This is a genomic window from Bacillus sp. FSL M8-0049 (assembly GCF_038593355.1).
Taxonomy (GTDB): domain Bacteria; phylum Bacillota; class Bacilli; order Bacillales; family Bacillaceae; genus Bacillus; species Bacillus safensis.
Map to the genome: position 1 here is coordinate 1,296,177 of NZ_CP151986.1, position 16,207 is coordinate 1,312,383.

Here is a 16,207-nt window from a genome sequence, read left to right on the forward strand (position 1 = left end):
AGTGACTTAAGGTAAATACAGGATAAGATCCTGTTATTTGCGCAACCTTATATCACCATGCCTTTTTTTGCGTTTGAAAGTGAAATGTAAACGGTTAATTATGAAATGTACGTCAGGGAGCATCCCAAATGTATGTTGTAAGCGAAAACAAAAGGAGGTTCAACCAGTGTTTAAATCACTTTTTGGTGTGTTGCAAAAAATTGGACGAGCACTCATGCTTCCAGTTGCGATCCTTCCTGCTGCTGGTATTTTACTGGCACTTGGGAATGCGATGCAAAATCCGCAGCTGATTGATGTAGCTCAATTTTTAAGCAATGATACAATCCAGCTTGTTGCAAGTGTCATGGAGAATGCGGGGAACATCGTCTTCTCGAATCTTCCGCTATTATTTGCCGTAGGGGTTGCCATCGGTCTTGCCAATGGAGACGGAGTGGCAGGGATTGCCGCTATCATCGGTTACCTTGTCATGAACGTCACGATGAGTGCCGTATTAATGGCTAACGGATCCATTCCATCTGATTCACTCAAACTGGCTAAGTTTTTCAAGGAAAGCCATCCAGCATATATTAATATGCTCGGCATACCGACCTTGTCTACCGGCGTTTTTGGCGGGATTATTGTCGGGGTATTAGCAGCTTATATGTATAATAAATTTTACAAAATTGAGCTTCCGCAATATCTTGGCTTCTTTGCTGGTAAGCGTTTTGTTCCAATCGTTACTTCTATTTCAGCACTTATTTTAGGGCTATTGATGCTAGTCATTTGGCCGCCAATCCAAGGTGCACTGAACTCATTTTCAACAGGACTGCTCGCAGCGAATGAGCCGCTGGCTGCCTTTGTATTCGGTGTCATTGAACGATCATTAATTCCGTTTGGTCTGCACCACATTTTCTACTCACCATTCTGGTATGAGTTCTTTAGCTACAAGAGCTTATCAGGAGAGCTTGTCCGTGGTGACCAGCGTATTTTCATGGCGCAAATCAAAGATGGTGTACAGCTGACAGCTGGTACATTCATGACAGGGAAATATCCGTTCATGATGTTCGGTCTTCCAGCAGCAGCACTTGCGATTTACCATGAAGCAAAACCAAAGAATAAAAAGCTAGTAGCAGGAATTATGGGATCAGCGGCCCTTACTTCTTTCCTTACAGGGATTACTGAACCGCTTGAATTCTCATTCTTGTTTGTTGCACCAGTATTATTTGCGATTCACTGTGTATTCGCTGGATTATCCTTTATGATAATGGATATTCTAAACGTGAAAATCGGGATGACCTTCTCAGGAGGGTTAATCGACTTTTTCCTATTTGGTATCCTGCCAAATAGAACCGCTTGGTGGCTCGTCATTCCAGTAGGTCTTGTCCTTGCTGTCATTTACTACTTCGGATTTAGATTCGCCATTCGCAAATTTAATCTGAAAACGCCAGGCCGCGAGGATGAAGCAGCAGACGGAGCAAGTGAGGCGAAGTCTGAAAAAGGTAATGACTTGCCTTATGAAATCCTTGAAGCAATGGGTGATCAAGAAAACATTAAGCACCTTGATGCTTGTATCACGCGTTTACGTGTTACTGTCAATGATCAGAAGAAAGTGGACAAGGACCGCTTGAAAAAGCTTGGCGCTTCAGGTGTTCTCGAAGTAGGGAACAACATCCAGGCAATCTTTGGACCGCGCTCTGATAATTTAAAAACACAAATGCAGGACATCATTGCAGGCCGCACGCCTCGTCCAGCGAAAGACCCTTCTGCAAAAGAAGAAGTCAGCCAGCAGGTCGAAGAAGTCATTGCAAAGCCGCTTCAAAATGAGCAAGGGGAAGAAATTTTTGCTTCACCAATTACAGGGGAGCTTCATCCAATTACAGATGTACCAGATCAAGTATTCTCAGGGAAAATGATGGGTGACGGTTTCGCCATCTTGCCAACAGATGGAACGGTTGTTTCACCGGTAAGAGGGAAGATCTTAAATGTGTTCCCGACGAAACACGCCATTGGCCTGCAATCTGATGGTGGACTTGAAATTTTGATCCACTTCGGAATTGATACGGTCGGCCTCAAAGGAGAAGGGTTTGAAGCATTTGTACAAGAGGGAGATCAAGTAGAAATCGGTCAAAAACTTTTAGAGGTTGATATTGATAAAATTAAGTCTGAAGTACCATCTTTGATGACTCCAATTGTATTTACCAACTTAAGTGAAGGACAATTTATTGACCTTCAAGCATCCGGTGAAATCAAAGCTGGACAAGAAAACATCATGAAAATTTCAAAATAATTTTCATAACTGCCGTTCTTGTTAGATGACAAGCTCGGCAGTATGATATAATATTGTGGATGTATTAATTGTATAAAAAGGAGATTGATAAAAATGGCTCAACAAACATTCAAAGTAACTGCAGATTCTGGAATTCACGCACGTCCTGCAACAGTTCTTGTACAAACTGCTAGTAAATATGATGCTGATATCAACTTAGAATATAATGGTAAAACAGTGAACCTGAAATCTATTATGGGTGTAATGTCTCTAGGAATTGCGAAAGGTGCTACAATCACAATCTCTGCTTCTGGTTCTGATGAAAATGATGCACTTGCTGCGCTTAAAGACACAATGAAAAGTGAAGGCCTAGGCGAGTAATGCAACAACTGAAAGGAATCGGTGCTTCAGCAGGCGTTGCGATTGCAAAAGCGTATCGTCTGGAAGAACCAGATTTAACAGTTCACCAAAAAGACATCAATGATCCAGAGACAGAAGTGAAGCGTTTTGAAGAAGCAATTCATGTTTCTAAACAAGAACTTGAAGCAATTAAAGAGCATGCGCTAAAAGAGCTTGGCCAAGACAAAGCAGATATCTTTTCTGCCCACCTTCTTGTGTTAAGTGATCCTGAACTGCTAAGCCCAGTAAAGGATAAAATCAAATCTGATAAAGTAAATGCTGAATTTGCTTTAAAAGAAACAGCGACGATGTTTGTCACAATGTTCGAAGCAATGGACAATGAATACATGAAGGAACGTGCGGCGGATATTCGCGACGTAACGAAACGTGTGACTGGACATTTGTTAGGCGTTGACATTCCAAACCCAAGCATGATTTCTGAAGAAGTCATCATCATTGCTGAAGATTTAACACCTTCTGATACTGCTCAGCTGAACAGACAATTTGTCAAAGGCTTTGCAACAGATATCGGCGGTCGTACTTCTCACTCAGCGATCATGGCAAGATCTATGGAGATTCCAGCAGTTGTTGGGACAAAAGAAGCAACAAAAACGGTGAAAAACGATGATCTGATCATTGTGGATGGTATTACTGGAGACGTCATCATTCAGCCTTCTGAAGATGAAGTGAAAGCGTATCAAAAAAAGCATGAAGACTACTTAGCTCAAAAAGCGGAATGGGCGAAACTTGTTGACCAGCCAACGGTTACAAAAGACGGCGTTCACGTAGAGCTAGCTGCAAATATCGGAACACCTGAAGATGTAAAAGGTGTACTTGAAAATGGCGGCGAAGCAGTCGGATTGTACCGTACTGAATTTTTATACATGGGCAGAGACCAGCTTCCTACAGAAGAAGAGCAGTTCGATGCGTATAAAACAGTTTTAGAGAAGATGGAAGGGAAAGCAGTGGTTGTCCGCACACTAGATATTGGTGGCGATAAAGAACTTCCTTACTTGCAGCTTCCAAAAGAAATGAACCCGTTCCTTGGCTATAGAGCCATTCGCCTTTGCCTGGAAGAGCAGGAGATTTTCAGAACACAACTACGCGCCTTACTTCGTGCAAGTACATATGGAAACTTGAAAATCATGTTCCCTATGATCGCGACGTTATCAGAATTTAGAGAAGCAAAAGCCATTTTACTTGAAGAAAAAGAAGCATTGGTTGCCGCTGGTACAGACGTTTCTGATTCGATTGAAATCGGAATGATGGTAGAAATTCCATCAACAGCTGTCATCGCAGACCAATTTGCAAAAGAAGTAGATTTCTTCAGTATTGGAACGAATGATTTGATTCAATACACAATGGCTGCTGATCGAATGAACGAACGAGTGTCTTACCTTTATCAGCCTTACAACCCAGCGATTTTACGTCTTATTACGCTTGTGATCGAAGCAGCGCATAAAGAGGGTAAATGGGTCGGTATGTGCGGAGAGATGGCAGGAGATGAAATCGCAATCCCACTTCTACTTGGATTAGGATTAGATGAATTCTCAATGAGTGCAACATCCATTCTTCCAGCTAGAACGCAGCTAAGCAAGCTTTCTAAAGAAGAAGCTGCATCATTTAAAGAGCATATTTTATCACTTAGCACAACAGAAGAAGTGGTTGATTTCGTCAAGAAGACGTTTCAACAGAACTAAGTGAATGAAAACCAGACAGGTGAAACTGTCTGGTTTTTTTGTCGAATTTTATCATATTGAGTCATATTGGGCAGTGAGAAGGGCACCCTATAATTAAAAAATGGAGGTGACCAGATTGCCTTTCTCAGACTACAAACCGGGTGATCAAGTATATGTGATTTATCGAAATCCACATGCTGCAAACGTAGCACAAATTAAAGAAGCAGAAATTGTTTCACATCCATACAACGAAGAAGAGCTTGCCCTCTTTTTACTTGAAACGTATCATCCACTAGCACCTGATGATGCTGTGTTTCCAACATATGAAGAAGCAGAAGCTCTTTATCAAGACTTGTTTGAATAAGGGAGATTTTAGAAAGGATAAAAGCCATCCTGTGCGGTTAAAGTAACGGTATGAAAACCTTAAAGGTAAGGATGTGCTTAATATGATCAAACCTTTCGTTCCCCAGCTTGTTTACATTGAACCCCGGGCGTTAGAGTACCCGTTAGGACGAGAGCTGAAGGAAAAGTTTGAGGGTATGGGAATCGAAATAAGAGAAACGACTTCACATAACCAGGTCAGAAATATTCCGGGAAAAAATGACTTGCAAAAGTATCGTAATGCGAAGTCAACGCTTGTCATTGGTGTGAGGAAGACATTGAAGTTTGACTCGTCTAAACCATCTGCAGAGTATGCGATCCCATTTGCAACAGGGTGTATGGGACATTGTCATTATTGCTATTTGCAAACAACAATGGGAAGTAAGCCGTACATTCGAACGTACGTCAATGTAGAAGAAATATTAGATCAGGCAGAGCAGTACATGAACGAGCGGGCGCCGGATATCACGAGATTTGAAGCATCATGTACTTCAGATATCGTAGGAATTGACCATTTGACACATACACTCAAACGAGCGATTGAATACTTTGGGCAGACCGACTTAGGAAAGCTTCGCTTCGTCACGAAGTTCCATCATGTCGATCATCTGTTAGATGCAAAGCATAATGGCCGGACAAGATTCCGTTTTAGTATCAATGCCGATTATGTCATTAAATATTTTGAGCCCGGAACATCACCGCTAGATCAGCGGATTGAAGCGGCTGTTAAGGTCGCAAAGGCAGGCTATCCTCTAGGCTTTATTGTTGCTCCAATCTATATCCATGAAGGCTGGCAGGAAGGATATAAAGTTCTTTTTGAAAAGCTTGATGCAGCTCTTCCTGAAGATGTGAGAGACGATATCACCTTTGAGATGATTCAGCATCGCTTTACAAAACCAGCAAAGCGTGTGATTCAAAAAAACTACCCAAAATCAAAATTAGAGTTGGACGAAGAAAAAAGAAGATACAAGTGGGGAAGATACGGAATAGGAAAATATATCTATCAAAAAGATGAGGAACAAGAACTAAGAAAGACTTTAGAGTCATATATAGATCAGTACTTTCCTTCTGCAAAAATTGAATATTTTACTTGAAACAAGCCTATACGGCTTGTTTTTTCTATTTAAATTTTCTTACAACTATTGAATGCGGTATCATTTTGCCGATATATAAATTAAGGTGTGAAAGTAGATGTAGGGGTGATGAGATGTTTAAGAAACTTCAAGTGAGAATAGCTGTTTTCATCTCAGTTATTTTAATTTTAACCGTCGTGGCCGTTCAAGTGGGTTCTAACATAGTATTAACACCACTTATTGAACGAGATGCAAAAACCACCACAGCAGCAACGGCAGAGAGCATGAGAGACATCATTGCACAAAAGCTTGATAATTACAGTGATACAATTAATAAACTGGCAACTAGTACACTTACTGAAGATTTTGCGCAAAAACAAACAAAACAAACATTAGTCTTCGAAAACGATGAACTAAAAGGCTTGCAGGAGCAGGATGAACTTATTTCACTTGCCTATATTGGAACAAGTGACGGCAAAATGTTCGCCTTCCCAGAGTCCGATTTTGGTGAAGGGTATGACCCATCTAAACGAGATTGGTTTATCCAATCAGCTGAAAAGCCTGACGAAGTCATTTGGACTGATCCATATATCGATAAAGCAACAAATGAAATGGTCGTCTCAGCCACAAAGGCGATTGTCAGAAACGGAAAGGTCGTTGGGGTCGCTGGACTTGATTTGAAATTATCCTCCATTCAATCTTATATAAAGGAACAAAAGATTCCTTATATGGGTACCGCTTTCTTAGTTGACGGCAAAGGAACCATTTTAGCACATCCAACAGAGCAAGGAAAAAACATATCAAAAGTAGCTTCTGTGAAAAAAGCGATCGACAATTCAGGTATTGATGACAGAAAAGAACTGACGGTCATATCTAAAATCAAAGAAGCTGATTGGACGATTGGTGTCAGCTTTGAGAAAAAGAAACTGCTTTGGATCACAGAACAAATGAATCAGACAAGCATCATTATTTCCGTCATTGCCATTATTCTTGCGATGATCCTCAGCTTCTTATTGGCAAGAAGCATTACAACGCCAATCAAGCGTCTAATAGAGCATGTGCGTAAGGTGTCAGAAGGCGATTTAACAAGTACGCTTGCAGTGAAATCCCAAGATGAAATTGGTTCCCTCACGAAAAGCATTAATCAAATGACCGAGGATATCAGGGAGTTAATTGAAAAAGTGAAAGGGGCTTCAGATCAAGTTGTGAAATCAGCGGATGAAGTGACCCACATTTCAAATGAGACTTTGCTGTCTAGCGAACAGATTGCAACGGCCATTCAAGAGGTGGCAACAGGAGCGACTAAGCAGGCATCAGATGCAGAAACGATTAATGAAAAATCAGAGTATTTGTATGAGAAAGTGCGCCATATGGGTGAGCTTGCCACGCAAATGCAAACCAACTCAAAATCATCTGAAGATGCAAGCTATAAAGGGCTTGACGCACTTGGTTTGCTCGTCCAAAAATCAACACAAGCGAGTGAAGAATCGAAAAAGGTTGAGCAAATGCTGCTAGACCTTGAGCATAAAACGAAAAATATTGAAAATGTCGTGACCGCCATCTCTGAAATCTCGGATCAAACGAATTTACTTGCACTGAATGCAAGCATTGAAGCAGCGAGAGCAGGAGAAAGCGGACGAGGATTTGCTGTAGTAGCAGAAGAAGTGAGAAAGCTTGCTGAACAATCTGCGCAGTCAACAAAACACATTAGTGAAACCGTCAAACTCATTCAAGATGAATCGAAGAAGGCGGCTGAAGCGATGACAACAGCAAGTAAAATGAATGAGGAACAAGGTGCCGCCATCAATGCAACAGGTGAGGCACTCAGCAGCATCACAATGGAAATGCAGGCACTTGTCGGTTCAATCGACAGCATTCATACACAGATTAATGAAATGACAGAAGAACAGCAGAAGATGAGTGACTCCATTCAAAGTATTGCTGCCATTTCAGAAGAATCTGCTGCCTCAGCTGAGGAAGTGCATGCGTCTACAGATGAACAAGTTCAAGTGTTAGAAAGAACGAAAACCTCAACTGAAATGCTGAACGAATCAAGCCAGGCACTGCGTCAGGCGGTTGACCGATTTAAGGTGTAATGAGCGGAAAGGAACCTTGTGATGTGAGCAAGGTTCTTTTTGTATGATAAAATAAACTAGAGGGGGTGTTGACATGGATGTCAATCTAACTGGAAAAAAAGCATTGGTAGCTGCAAGCAGTCAAGGTATCGGAAAAGCGATTGCCTTTGCTCTAGCAAAAGAGGGAGCAGATGTGATGCTCTCGGGAAGACATGAACAGAAGCTGAAAGAAACAGTCAACGAGCTGTCTCCGCTTGTCAAAGGACAGCTGACTTATCAAGTATGTGATGTATCTGACGCCGGGCAAATCAAGGCGCTTGTTCAAGCGGCGGCTGGTGATGAGAAGTGTCTAGACATTCTTGTGAACAATACAGGCGGGCCTAAAACAGGAACGCTCGACACCTTAACAGATGAAGATTGGATCGAATCATTTCAGCTTCATTTACTCAGCTATATTCGATTATTAAAAGAGGCATTGCCTTATTTGAAAAAACGCGGCGCACGTGTGTTAAATATTGCGTCAATGTCAGTGAAAGAACCGATCCCGGGCTTGATGCTGTCGAATACATTTAGACCGGCCATAGCCGGCTGGACAAAAACAGCCGCTCTGGAGTTTGCAAAGGATGGTATTTTGATCAATACGTTAGCACCGGGAAAAATTGAAACAGACCGTGTGAAACAGCTGGAAAAGCACCGTGCACAAAGAGAGAATCGAACGGTTGAAGAAATCAAAGCACAGGCTGAACGAGCGATCCCGCTTGGCCGTTACGGCCAGCCAGAGGAATTTGCAGCATATGCAGTGTTTCTTTTATCAGAAGCCAATACATATATGACAGGTCAAACACTGATCATTGATGGTGGATTGACAAAGTCTCTTTAAGGAGGAACAAGTGATGGCAAAAATCAAAACAGTTGGTTTTATAGGAATCGGTGTAATGGGTCGCAGTATGGCAGGACATTTAATGGATGCAGGCTATGAAGTGATCGTTTATACAAGAACGAAAGCAAAAGCAGACGCATTGATTCAAAAAGGCGCATCATGGAAGCCGGCAGTAAAGGAGATTGCAGAAAGTGCAGATGCCGTCATTACAATGGTGGGATATCCATCTGATGTAGAAGAGATCTATTTAGGTGAAGATGGGCTTGTGGCACATGCCGCGCCAGGTACATATCTCATTGATATGACGACATCGAAGCCTCAGCTTGCAAAAGAAATTGAGTTGAAAGCGAAGGAAAGAGGTATATTTACATTAGATGCACCTGTATCAGGCGGAGACATAGGAGCCAAAAATGGCACGCTGGCCATTATGATCGGCGGAGAAAGGTCAGCCTATGAAGCCTGTCTGCCGCTATTTGAGCAAATGGGTGAAAACATTCAATATCAAGGACCGGCAGGAAGCGGTCAGCATACAAAAATGTGTAACCAAATTGCCATTGCAGCGGGAATGGTCGGTGTCGCAGAGGCAATGGCCTATGCCGAAAAATCAGGGCTTGATCCAGAGCAGGTGCTCAAAAGCATCACAACAGGTGCAGCCGGCAGCTGGTCTTTGTCAAACCTTGCACCAAGAATGCTGAAAGGCGATTTCGAGCCAGGGTTTTATGTGAAGCATTTTATCAAAGATATGGGCATTGCACTTGAAGAAGCAGAGCTGATGGGGGAAGAAATGCCAGGGCTCTCACTTGCGAAGTCCCTTTATGAAAAGCTGAGCGAACAGGGCGAAGAAAACAGCGGGACCCAGAGCATCTATAAATTATGGGTCAAATAGTTTGCAGCACCCTCAAAACAAACTAAAAACCTGTCCCAAATAGGGACAGGTTTTTTTGATATTATTTTCCGATGAATTGCTGCGTCCAGTAGTTGCCAGATTTCACATAACCAACACCGATATGTGTGTAGCTTTTGTTTAAAATGTTCGCTCTGTGGCCTTCACTGTTCATCCATGCTGTCACAACTTCTTGAGGAGATTTTTGACCTTGGGCAATGTTTTCACCTGCTGATTTATAAGTGATACCGAATTGCTTCATTTGATCAAATGGAGATCCATAAGTTGGGCTTGTATGAGAGAAATAGTTTTTATCTTTCATATCTTGAGATTTTGCGCGAGCAGATTTACTTAATTTAGAATCAACAGAAAGGGCCTTTAAGCCTTGTTTTGCACGCTCTTTATTTGTAAGCTCAACCACTTCTTTTTCAAATGCATTTAAGCTGCTGTCTGCTTTTGATGCGGTTGTGTCTTTTTGGTCAGCTTTTGTGTTGCTGCTTGTGTTTTCTTTTGCTGGAGTGCTTGGTTTAGAAGCAGTTGGTTTTTTCACTGATTCTTGTTTTTGTTCTTGTTTTGCTTTGTTTACTTCTTTCACTACTTTTGTTCCTGTAACAGGTTGACCGCTTTTGATCAGTTTGTTTAATAGAGCTTCGATCTCTTTTTGATTCGACTTGCTTAGCTTGTTTACATCTGAAGAGATATGTAATTTTGCTGCTAGTGTATGAAGATCAATGGCTTGATGCTGTACATTTATTACTTGTTTCAGGTTAAGCTCCTTCGCATCAGCTGAATGTCCTCCAGTGAATGTGATGAGTGCAGCAGCTGTCAGCGCTGAAAAAAAGAATGATTTCTTCTTCATATTGTAACTCCTCCTAAAATCTTTGTTTTGTTTTCTCACAAAAAATCATAACATGGACTTTTTGTTATAAACGTACCAGCATCCTCCATTGACAATGCAAGTTTGTCATTTTTGTTAAAGTCATCGTAAGAGCCGCTTCATATCAAAGGATAGGGAATTCTTCCATTTAAAGAAAACGACATAAACATACCAATATTTTAAAGTGTTAGTATATTTTTTTGCAGATTAGGGATTGACAGCTTTTTTTCACTCGTTTCGCTGTAACAACTATTACAAAAGTGTTACAATAATGAGTGGTAATTGTAAAAGATTGAAAAGGATGAGAGGAGCTACATAAGTGGGAGATAAACAGCATCAAGGTGCTGCCGAGCAAAAAAAAATCAAGCGCCGGAACGCCTGGAGAATTAATCTCTTTTTCTTCGCTGTATTTAGTTTATTTGCTGGACTTGTGATCAAGCTTGGTGTGCTGCAAATCGTCAATGGTGAAGATTATAAAAAGCAAGCCAACCGAACAGAGGTCAAAACAGCATCATACCCGTCTCCAAGAGGAAAAATGTATGACGCGAGAGGAAGAGTCGTCGTTGATAACGAAAGTGTACCTGCCATCGTTTATACATCAGAAAGCGGTGTGAAAGCGGAGGATAAGATTAAGGTAGCAAGAAAACTTGCGACTTATATAAAAATGGATACTGATTTTTTGAGAGAGCGTGACATTCGAGATTTTTGGCTGGCGAGCCATCCGAAAGAAGCGGATAAACTCATTTCAAAAGCGGAGAAAAAAGATATCGATGCAAAGGATGTCTATCCGCTTCAAGTAGAGCGTGTCCCAAAGAAAGAAGTCAAAGCGATCGAAAAGGATGCAGAGGAAAAAGCTGTTGCAGCGATCTACCGTAGATTTACAGGCGGATATGCCTTTGAGCCCCAAATCGTGAAGGCAATGAACCCAAACGAAGAGAAAAAAGGGGACGAAAAAGTGGCTTTACTCGATGAAACGAAAGAATCAAAACAAACTTCATCCGTAAGCCTGACATATGAAGAAATTTCACTTGTCTCAGAGCATCTTGATGAACTGCCTGGTGTGAACGTCATCAACGACTGGACAAGAAAATATCCGTATGAAAAGACCCTTTATAATGTACTTGGCGGTGTGACTACACCAGAGCAAGGAATCATTAAAGAGCGTGAAGATTACTATATGGCAAGAGGCTACTCGCGAAATGACCGGGTAGGGAAGAGCTATTTAGAATATCAATACGAGGATTTTCTAAACCCAGAGAAAGCGACCGTTCAATATACACAGGTTGGCGGGAAGCTGCTCGATGAAATCAAGCGGACAGAAGGACGAAGAGGACTTGATCTTGCGCTGACATTTGATATGGAGCTGCAAAAGGAAGTCGACAAAATCGTTGAATCAGAGCTTAGATCCGCCAGCGCGAGAAACTATATGATGGATCGTGCCTTTGTCGTCATGATGGACCCTCACACAGGGGATGTTCTCGCCATGTCAGGCAAGAAAATGGACGGCAGAGACGTCACAGATTATGCGATCGGAACATTTACGACCCAGTACGAAATGGGCTCTGTTGTCAAAGGAGCCACAGTACTTGGCGGTTATCAGGACGGGATGTCACACAACCAAGCCTATATGGATACACCGCTCTATTTTGCAGGGAGTAATGGAAAGCCGAAACAGTCTTACAAAGTTCTTGGATGGGTTAACGACATTCAAGCACTCCAAAAAAGTTCCAACGTCTACATGTTCCAAGTAGCGATGAGAATGGCGGGCATCACCTATCAAAAGGATGGTCCGTTACCTGCAAGGCCTGAGCACTTACAAAAAATGAGAAACTACTATGCGCAATTCGGTCTTGGCGTGAAAACGGGGATCGATCTGCCGCAGGAATCAAGCGGGATGCAGACGCATCCTAAGACGGTCGGCGGACTCTTGCTTGATGAAGCAATTGGTCAGTATGACACGTATACACCGCTTCAAGTGGCGCAATACATGTCGACGATCGCCAATGGAGGCAGCCGTATTCAGCCAAGAGTAGTGAAAAGTGTTCATCTTCCAACGAAGAATGATGAAGTAGGCCCAGTCGTAAAAAAATATGAGCCGAAGGTGCTGAATACGATTAACAACTCGAAAGCAGATATTGACCGCGTAAAAACGGGACTGAAAATGGTCACATCAACAGGCGGAACTGCCGCTGGCCGGTTTGGTCAGCATGATGTCGCAGGAAAAACGGGTACAGCACAAACCTTCTACTATGGCGCCAACCGCAGCTGGTGGGGAAATTCAACATACAACTTAACCTTTGGAGGATATTATCCTTCTTCTAATCCAGAGGTAGCCTTTAGTGTCGTGACACCTTATGTTTCAGATAAAGATCCTGTCATCAAAAACATCCCAAGTAAAATTGTGGATAAGTACGTTGAATTGCAAAAGAAATATGAAAAACAATAAACCGCAGGGAGCACAGCAGCAGAAAGTGCTCCCTTTTTGCTGAATTTATGGACGTTTCCCTCGATGACAGAAGGAAAATACGGGTTTTCTAGCGAATCTTTTTTATACATCAATCTAAGGACAACCCTAAAAAATGAAAAGGAGGGTCGGACGACGATGGAACAACAAATGAAAGATTCGAATCAATTGTATTCGAACATCGATTTACATGCCGTTCTTTCTTCTAATGGCCGCTTTCTCTACATTTCTTCCAACTGTAAGCAGCTTTTGCTCTATGAACAAAAGGATTTACTAGGGTGTTTTTTGAAAGACTTTGTTCATACCGAAGATCAATTTCTCGTCGAAAGTTATTTTTACAATCAGCACATGCTAGAGGTTTGCCACTTTAGACTGCTAAGAAGTGATCTGACAGCTGTATGGATCGAAGCAAGCATTGATTTTGTTGCTTGTGATGGGTTAGGTAGCGAAGTAAGTAGAGAAATGATCCTGAAAATGAGGGTGCTGGATACTGAGCCCCAAAAAGCAGCATTTCAAACAACATCAAAAGTAGCAGAACAGTCGTTAGGCAGTCTGCCGGCTTTCCAAAATGTCGGTGAAGCTGAACAATTGATTGCCATGCTGCCAAATCCGTTATGTATTACGACTTTAGGGAAAATTGTGTATGCGAATGATGCGATGCTGCAATTAATGGGGGTAAGTGCAAGAGATGACATGATCGGCAAGTCCGCGTTTGATTTTATTGCTGAAGAGTACCATGACATTGTCAGAAGCCGAATAACAAGGCTGCAGCAAGGCCTTCCAGTCGGAATGATTGAACAGATATGGAAGCGTCAAGATGGGAGCAGTATTCATATTGAGGTAAAGTCATCACCGACGATTTATCAAAATCAGCGGGCAGAGCTTTTACTGCTCGTGGACATCTCATCCCGTAAAAAATTCCAAACCGTTCTTCAAAAAAGCCGGGAGAGGTATCAGCTGCTCATTCAAAACTCCATTGATACGATTGCGGTCATCCATGATCACAAATGGGTGTTTATGAATGAGTCTGGCATTAAATTATTTGAAGCCGAGCATTACGATAAATTAATAGGAAAGGATATCTTTCATCAAATTCATTCCTGTGATCAGCAGAAGGTCAAAAAGAGCTTATCACGTATTATTGAAAGAGCATCAGATTCTGAGATTGTCACAATGAGCTGTCATACGTTTAAACATAAGCTGATTTATACAGAAATGGTCTGTATCCCAACTACATTTTTTGGAGAAACAGCGGTTCAAATTATTTTAAGAGATATCTCCGAACGTAAACAGACAGAAGAGCTCATGCTCCGCTCAGAAAAATTATCGATCGCAGGTCAATTGGCGGCTGGCATTGCACATGAAATCAGAAATCCATTGACCGCCATCAAAGGCTTTTTACAGCTCATTAAACCGAAAACAAAAGACCGCGATCAATACTTCGAGATTGTTTTCTCTGAGCTGAGCCGAATAGAAATTATCTTGAGTGAGCTGCTAATGCTGGCGAAACCGCAGCAAACGTCCTCAATGCAGACGCTTGATTTGAAAAAAATCATCAGCGAAGTCACAGCCTTGTTAGAAACACAAGCGAACTTAAATGGCATTTTAATGAACACAAGTGAGATAGAGGAAGGTCTCCTGATGAACGGGGATCAAAATCAGCTCAAGCAAGTGTTTATCAATTTAATCAAAAATGCCGTAGAATCCATGCCGGACGGAGGAAAGGTAGACATCACAGCCAAAGCAGAAGGTGATGGAATACTTGTCACCATTCGTGATGAAGGGGTTGGCATTCCTGAATCGGTGATGAAGCGGATTGGAGAGCCCTTTTTAACCACAAAGGAAAAAGGAACCGGACTTGGCCTCATGGTCACATTTAATATTTTAGAAAATCATAACGGGACGATCCGTGTGGATAGTCAGCCTGAAAAGGGCACCGTATTTCACATCATGTTTCCTGCAAAATAAAAACAACGGCAAGAGAGCCGTTGTTTCAATCTAGCGAATGAATGGAACGTTTTTCAAGTACAAATTGTTCTAGCCGGTCAAGTCCTTCTTTCAGCGTTTCAAGTGAATAAGCATAAGACAGGCGCACGTACCCTTCGCCGAGTGGAGAGAAGGCTGAGCCTGGTACGACCGCAAGTCTTGTACTTTCTAACAGCTCCATGCAAAAATCAAAGGAACTCATCCCAAACGATTCAATGGATGGAAAAATATAAAAAGCGCCAGAAGGTTTAATTACCGGAAGCCCCATAGAAATGAGCCGATCATATACATAATCGAGTCTTTTCTTATATTGCTCTCTCATGATCAGTGCATCATCTACACCATTTGTCACAGCTTCAAGTGCCGCCTTTTGTGAGACAGCCGAGGCACAAGACACGTTATATTGATGTACTTTTAATACATGTTTAGCAATTGGAGCTGAAGCAAATAAAAATCCAATTCTCCATCCAGTCATGCTATGAGATTTAGACAGTCCATTGATGACAATGGTCTGTTCTTTTAAGAAAGAGGCAATTGAATGATGCGGCCGGTCAAATGTCAGCTCGCTGTAGATTTCATCGGATAAAATAAAGATGTCTTTTCCTTCAAGGAGCTGGGCAATTTCTTTCAATTCTTCTTCTGAAAGCGTGACACCAGTCGGGTTTGAAGGGTAAGGAAGAACCACACACTTTGTCTTTTCCGTTAGCGCATCCTCAATCAGCTTGGCATTCAATTTAAAGCCGGCATTCGTTGTGTCAATATGTACGGGCATGGCACCGCACATTCGAATGATCGGTTCATATCCGGGGTATACAGGTCCAGGTAAAATGACCTCATCGCCTTCTGTTAAAATGGTTCGAAACGCAGCATCAATTGCTTGACTTGCACCTGTCGTCACAATGATTTCTGACTCTGCATCATAATCAAGATTCACTTTCTTCTTGATATAATGCTGGATCGCTTGTCTTAGCTCTAGGAAACCAGCATTGTGAGTGTATGAGGTGAAATTCTCGTCAATGGCTGCTTTGGCAGCTGTTTTGACATGATGCGGCGTATAAAAATCGGGCTGGCCTATCGTCAATGAAACGACATCTTCATATGACGATACGAGATTTGAAAATGTTCGAATGCCTGAAATTTCAATATCCTTTACTCTTGGATTCAGCAAATGCTCCATTTCTCATCACCTTAAAAATTTATGTTTTTATCCTATTTTACCATTCACTGCATAAATGTCACCTGCGAAAGGCACTGGATATCGTTAT

General features: G+C 41.9%; 12 protein-coding genes. 10 read left to right on the top strand and 2 right to left on the bottom strand.

The window, feature by feature from the left end; genetic code table 11:
* The first annotated feature begins 166 nt into the window (after positions 1-166).
* From ptsG to NSU13_RS06665, 8 genes are all read left to right on the top strand, one after another.
* Positions 167-2,266, top strand: coding sequence for a glucose-specific PTS transporter subunit IIBC (gene ptsG, locus NSU13_RS06630; protein WP_024426846.1), 2,100 nt, complete (start codon positions 167-169; stop codon positions 2,264-2,266).
* Between the two features lie 93 nt (positions 2,267-2,359).
* Entirely contained in the window at positions 2,360-2,626 is a 267-nt protein-coding gene (locus NSU13_RS06635; protein WP_003211078.1) for a phosphocarrier protein HPr, read from the top strand.
* Complete coding sequence (ptsP, locus tag NSU13_RS06640) at positions 2,626-4,344, top strand: phosphoenolpyruvate--protein phosphotransferase (RefSeq protein ID WP_041106058.1); 1,719 nt, start codon at positions 2,626-2,628, stop codon at positions 4,342-4,344. The genes NSU13_RS06635 and ptsP overlap by 1 nt, the downstream gene beginning before the upstream one ends.
* A 100-nt stretch (positions 4,345-4,444) precedes the next feature.
* Positions 4,445-4,687: a transcriptional regulator SplA domain-containing protein gene (locus NSU13_RS06645; RefSeq protein WP_044331928.1), complete on the top strand. Its 243-nt coding sequence runs from the start codon at positions 4,445-4,447 to the stop codon at positions 4,685-4,687.
* 82 nt (positions 4,688-4,769) lie between these two features.
* Positions 4,770-5,798: a spore photoproduct lyase gene (splB, locus tag NSU13_RS06650; protein ID WP_024424698.1), complete on the top strand. Its 1,029-nt coding sequence runs from the start codon at positions 4,770-4,772 to the stop codon at positions 5,796-5,798.
* 113 nt (positions 5,799-5,911) lie between these two features.
* Positions 5,912-7,873, top strand: coding sequence for a methyl-accepting chemotaxis protein (locus NSU13_RS06655; protein WP_125586297.1), 1,962 nt, complete (start codon positions 5,912-5,914; stop codon positions 7,871-7,873).
* Between the two features lie 73 nt (positions 7,874-7,946).
* A complete protein-coding gene (locus tag NSU13_RS06660) occupies positions 7,947-8,732 on the top strand; it encodes an SDR family oxidoreductase (RefSeq protein WP_024424700.1) in 786 nt (261 codons plus the stop codon).
* Between the two features lie 13 nt (positions 8,733-8,745).
* Positions 8,746-9,618, top strand: coding sequence for an NAD(P)-dependent oxidoreductase (locus tag NSU13_RS06665; protein WP_098677364.1), 873 nt, complete (start codon positions 8,746-8,748; stop codon positions 9,616-9,618).
* A gap of 61 nt (positions 9,619-9,679) precedes the next feature.
* On the opposite strand, the gene NSU13_RS06670 is transcribed toward NSU13_RS06665, so the two are convergent.
* Positions 9,680-10,474, bottom strand: coding sequence for a CAP domain-containing protein (locus tag NSU13_RS06670; RefSeq protein WP_041116470.1), 795 nt, complete (start codon positions 10,472-10,474; stop codon positions 9,680-9,682).
* Between the two features lie 337 nt (positions 10,475-10,811).
* Between NSU13_RS06670 and NSU13_RS06675 the strand changes: the two genes are divergently transcribed.
* Complete coding sequence (locus tag NSU13_RS06675; protein ID WP_342489954.1) at positions 10,812-12,938, top strand: penicillin-binding protein 2; 2,127 nt, start codon at positions 10,812-10,814, stop codon at positions 12,936-12,938.
* A 156-nt stretch (positions 12,939-13,094) separates the two neighbouring features.
* Positions 13,095-14,924 carry a PAS domain-containing sensor histidine kinase gene (locus tag NSU13_RS06680; RefSeq protein WP_034281571.1) on the top strand — a complete coding sequence of 610 codons (1,830 nt, stop codon included), beginning with the start codon at positions 13,095-13,097 and terminating at the stop codon, positions 14,922-14,924.
* 25 nt (positions 14,925-14,949) lie between these two features.
* On the opposite strand, the gene NSU13_RS06685 is transcribed toward NSU13_RS06680, so the two are convergent.
* Positions 14,950-16,119: an aminotransferase A gene (locus NSU13_RS06685; RefSeq protein ID WP_024426854.1), complete on the bottom strand. Its 1,170-nt coding sequence runs from the start codon at positions 16,117-16,119 to the stop codon at positions 14,950-14,952.
* Between the last annotated feature and the right edge of the window lie 88 nt (positions 16,120-16,207).

Excerpts from the sequence above, each read along its gene's own strand:
- NSU13_RS06685 (WP_024426854.1), bottom strand. The coding sequence starts at position 16,119 with ATGGAGCATTTGCTGAATCCAAGAGTAAAGGATATTGAAATTTCAGGC.
- NSU13_RS06680 (WP_034281571.1), top strand. The coding sequence starts at position 13,095 with ATGGAACAACAAATGAAAGATTCGAATCAATTGTATTCGAACATCGAT.
- NSU13_RS06665 (WP_098677364.1), top strand. The coding sequence starts at position 8,746 with ATGGCAAAAATCAAAACAGTTGGTTTTATAGGAATCGGTGTAATGGGT.
- NSU13_RS06670 (WP_041116470.1), bottom strand. The coding sequence starts at position 10,474 with ATGAAGAAGAAATCATTCTTTTTTTCAGCGCTGACAGCTGCTGCACTC.
- NSU13_RS06635 (WP_003211078.1), top strand. The coding sequence starts at position 2,360 with ATGGCTCAACAAACATTCAAAGTAACTGCAGATTCTGGAATTCACGCA.
- NSU13_RS06660 (WP_024424700.1), top strand. The coding sequence starts at position 7,947 with ATGGATGTCAATCTAACTGGAAAAAAAGCATTGGTAGCTGCAAGCAGT.
- splB (WP_024424698.1), top strand. The coding sequence starts at position 4,770 with ATGATCAAACCTTTCGTTCCCCAGCTTGTTTACATTGAACCCCGGGCG.
- ptsP (WP_041106058.1), top strand. The coding sequence starts at position 2,626 with ATGCAACAACTGAAAGGAATCGGTGCTTCAGCAGGCGTTGCGATTGCA.
- NSU13_RS06655 (WP_125586297.1), top strand. The coding sequence starts at position 5,912 with ATGTTTAAGAAACTTCAAGTGAGAATAGCTGTTTTCATCTCAGTTATT.
- NSU13_RS06645 (WP_044331928.1), top strand. The coding sequence starts at position 4,445 with ATGGAGGTGACCAGATTGCCTTTCTCAGACTACAAACCGGGTGATCAA.